Source organism: Planktotalea sp. (genome assembly GCF_049680325.1).
Taxonomy (GTDB): domain Bacteria; phylum Pseudomonadota; class Alphaproteobacteria; order Rhodobacterales; family Rhodobacteraceae; genus Planktotalea.
The window spans coordinates 1-3798 of record NZ_JBAUHO010000279.1; the positions used below are offsets into that span (position 1 = coordinate 1).

General features: G+C 57.1%; 2 protein-coding genes and 1 pseudogene. 1 reads left to right on the forward strand and 2 read right to left on the reverse strand.

Annotation, left to right across the window (positions count from 1 at the left end):
- Window positions 1-954: M23 family metallopeptidase (locus tag WBC85_RS13020; RefSeq protein WP_424437887.1), on the forward strand; the 954-nt coding region annotated here is incomplete at its 5' end.
- 3 nt (window positions 955-957) lie between these two features.
- Here WBC85_RS13020 and WBC85_RS13025 read toward each other — a convergent pair.
- The gene (locus WBC85_RS13025; RefSeq protein ID WP_424437890.1) at window positions 958-3093 is read right to left on the reverse strand and encodes a peptidoglycan -binding protein; all 2136 of its coding nucleotides are present in this window, start codon (window positions 3091-3093) and stop codon (window positions 958-960) included.
- Window positions 3093-3798, reverse strand: a pseudogene (locus WBC85_RS13030) (biopolymer transporter ExbB); the annotation flags it as partial. The gene WBC85_RS13025 and the pseudogene WBC85_RS13030, both read right to left, overlap by 1 nt.

The following is a 3798-nucleotide window of genomic DNA, read 5'->3' on the forward strand; positions in this document are numbered from 1 at the left end:
TACCACTTGGCACTTTCACTTTCAGCGCTCGCAGTTCCGGCTGCGGGCGCTCCGGTCCTGATGCTCCCGGTTGACTGCGAAATTGGCAAATCCTGCTACATCCAGCAGTACATGGACCACGATCCAAGCGAACAATATCAAGATTTCCAATGTGGTCCGCGCTCCTACGATGGACACAAAGGCACAGACTTTGCCGTACCAACAGCAGCTGACGCCAAAGCAGGCATTAACATCCTTGCGGCGGCCGCTGGCACCGTCCTTGGAACCCGCGACGGGATGCAAGATGTCTGGGATGGAAAGTATGACGGCGAAGCCATAAAGGGGCGCGATTGCGGCAATGGTCTGGTGATTGAGCATAGCGACGGCTGGCAGACCCAGTATTGTCATATGCAAAACGGATCACTTGCCGTTTCAAAAGGCGACAAGGTTGACGCTGGCACGGTGCTTGGAAAGATCGGGATGAGTGGGCGCACAGAGTTTGCCCACATGCATCTGTCTGTGCGCAAAGACGGCACACCCATTGATCCTTTCGCGCCGAACGGTGCAAACTGCGGCGGTTCGATTGAAAAAACACTTTGGAACGAAACGCCCCAATTTCAACCCGGCGGGTTCCTCGCCCTTGGCTTTGCAGATTTGGTGCCAGAGTTCAGTGACATCAAGATGGGTGTGGTTGATACTAAACTAACCCGCATCTCCCCTGCCCTTGTAACCTATGCGTACCTATTTGGCGGCAAAGCTGGCGACACGGTCGAAATGACCTTCACGGGCCCCGGTGATTTTCGCGTGAGCGAAAGTTACGAGTTGCCCAAAGCGCTGGCCCAGTTTTTCCGCGCAATCGGCAAAAAGCGCCGCTCGGCGCCTTGGCCCGGCGGAGAGTATCAAGCCATTGCAACGCTATATCGCGATGGCGAGATCATAGACACAGCGCAAAGCACCTTCGAAATCCCGCGCTAGGCGCTATTTCTCTGTGAATTTCAGCTCGATCCGACGGTTTTGCGCCCGCGCAGCATCGCTGTCTTCTAGGTTCACTGGCTGGTATTGACCAAAGCCGTTTGCGGCCAAACGGTCAGGCGGAATTCCTAGAAAATTCACCATGTATTTCACCACTGACAACGCCCGCGCTTGGCTAAGTTCCCAGTTGTCTGCGAATTCGCCAACCCCCGAAAGCGGTACATTATCCGTGTGCCCGTCTACGCGAATGACCCAGTCGATTTCAGCGGGGATGTCGCCCGCAATGGCACGCAGAATAGTTGCGACCTTCGCAACCTCCCCACGCCCTTCGTCTGACAGGCTCGCGCGCCCTGGCGCGAACAGAACCTCCGAGGAAAACACAAAGCGATCGCCTTCGATCCGCACACCGTCCTGCCTACCCAAAACATCGCGCAAACGCCCAAAGAACTCTGAGCGGTAGCGCTCCAAATCCTTGGTTTGCGCGGCAAGCGCTTTGGCTTCTGCTTCCAGCCTTTTGCGCTCGGCCTCTTCCAGTTCCCGCCGTTTACGTTCTTCTGCAGCGACGCGGGCCAGAGCAGAATTCAGCTCGGACCCCAGGTTTTGCAATTGGACCTTTGCCGCTTCGTCCTGCACCTTGGCTTCATCAAGGATTGCTTGCAGGCTGGAAAGCTGCGAGCGCAATGCACCGACTTGCTGGTTCAAGGCCTCGGTTTGGCGCTGTGCAGCCGTAGACGCGTTCTGTTCTTTTGCCAGTTCTTCACGCGCTGCTGCCAGTAAGATCGCTTGCTGGGTGGCATCATCAAGGCGAACCTCTGCCTGTTGCTCTGCTGCCAGTTTGGCCGCAAGCGCCGCCGCAAGCTGACGTTGAACCTCTTCGCGCTCAAGCTCTGCCGAAGTGCGCGCAGCCAACGCAGCCGCCAACGTCATTTCGATTTCGCTGTTATCCTGCGCAACTGTCAGAGCGGTTTCAGCCTTTGCCAAAGCATCCCGTGTACGCGCCAGTTCCGCGGTGAGCGCTGCAATCTTCGTTGCTGCCTCTTCTTGCGCGGCTGAGATTTCGGCCAGCTTTGCATCACTTTCATCCTGCACTGCAAGCATTGCTGCAATTTGGGCCGCGCTCTGCGTTTCACTGTTTTGCTTTTCTAACGCCGTTTGTGCGTGCTGCGTTTTCGCCGCGTCAAGGTCAGAGCGCGCAAGCGCCAGCTGCGCCAAGACCTCGGAAAGTTCTTTTTCAACCGCCGCTTTTGCAGCATCAATATCTTGGCCAGAACTTACCGCCGCGGCGAGTTGTGCCGTCAAATCGTTTTGCGCAGATCGCGCAGCTGCCAACAGCGTAAGCGTGTCTTCAGCCTCCTTGCGTTGCGCTTCCAGCGCCAGCGTCATCGCAGTCAATTCAGCATCCGCATTTGTCAAACGCGCGCGTAGCGCTGCCGCTGCCTCTGCTTCAAGCAATCGGGCTTTTTCTTCTTCGCTTAACGCCTCTTGCAGCTCTGCAAGTTCGCTCGCCCTTGCTGTGAGCGCGGCATCCTTTTGCGCGCCTTCATTGCGCAGATCGGCAATTAGCGCTTCCATAGCCTCGCGCTGCGCCGCAGCCAAACGGGCCGCCTCCAGCTTGTCGTCGATTTCCGAACGCGCGCTCGCTAGCGCCAGATCCAGCGCTTCTTTTTCACTCAACAGCGCAGCTTGTGCAGTCTCCAGCTCAGCGATATTGCCTAGTGCCGTATCGCGCTGGGACAAGAGCGAGGCAACTTGCGCTTCAAATCCCGTGATCTGCGCCTGTGCCGCTTCGATTGTCGCCGCCTGCTCGTCTCGTTGCTGCTGAAGCGCGGCGATCAAGGCAGACTGCGCAACAGCACGTTCATTCACATCGTCGAGCGTCGCATTAAGCGCGCCAAGATCGCTTTGCAAACGTTGTGTGCGGTCGCGCTCAAGCCCCAAGGCCTCTGCAAGCGCTGCAATTTCCTGACCGAGATCATCAAGCTTGCTTTCTTGCCCTGTGATAGTTTCGCGCAGAACGAACTGCATGACCATGAACATGGTCAACACAAACATAAGCACCAGCAATAGACCCGTCATCGCATCGACGAAACCCGGCCAGATCGAGCCTTGAAAGCGTTGTCCTGTGCGCCGCGAGAGTGCCATTAGGCCCCATCACGCGTGCGCGATGCCTGAGATTTTGCAGCGCCGGCTGGCGCCTTGCGGGGTTGGGTCAAAACGCGCCCAAGGGCGCTGATATCACTGCGCAGCTCTGCCATCGTTTCTGCCCGCCCCGCGGACATTTCTTCGAGAATCTTCAAAAGTTGCACATCAATCGAACGCAGGCGCATCCGGCTTTCTGCATCGATACCATCGCCGCCCAAAGCCCCGCCGTCGAGTTTCGCAATCAACCGTTCCTGCCCTTCTGCAACGCGGATCAACGCATCAGTTGCAGTGCCCGTCGCTTCCATCCGTTCGGTCATGCTGGAAATCGCATCCGTAAGCGAGCCAAGTTTATCATCCACCATCGAGCGGCTCACGTCGCTTTGTGTGAACATCAATTGCAGCGCTTCCATCTGCTCTGCCATGTGATCGACAACTGCGGCCATGGCCGAATTTTCAACGCCGCCCTCACCGTCGCCCGATGAATATCCAAGACGCGTTATGGACGATAACCACTCTTCCAGTTCGCGGTAAAAACGGTTTTGCCCATGACCTGCAAACAGTTCCAACAGACCCACGACAAGTGACCCCGCAAGACCAAGCAAGGACGATCCGAACGCAACGCCCATTCCGCCCATCTGCGCCTCAAGCCCCGATTGCAGTCGTTTGAAAACATCCGCGCCTGTTTCGCCCTCTGCAGCACTCAGG

What these genes read in the sequence shown, in the direction of transcription:
- WBC85_RS13025 (WP_424437890.1), bottom strand. Translation starts at nt 3,093, where the DNA reads ATGGCACTCTCGCGGCGCACAGGACAACGCTTTCAAGGCTCGATCTGG.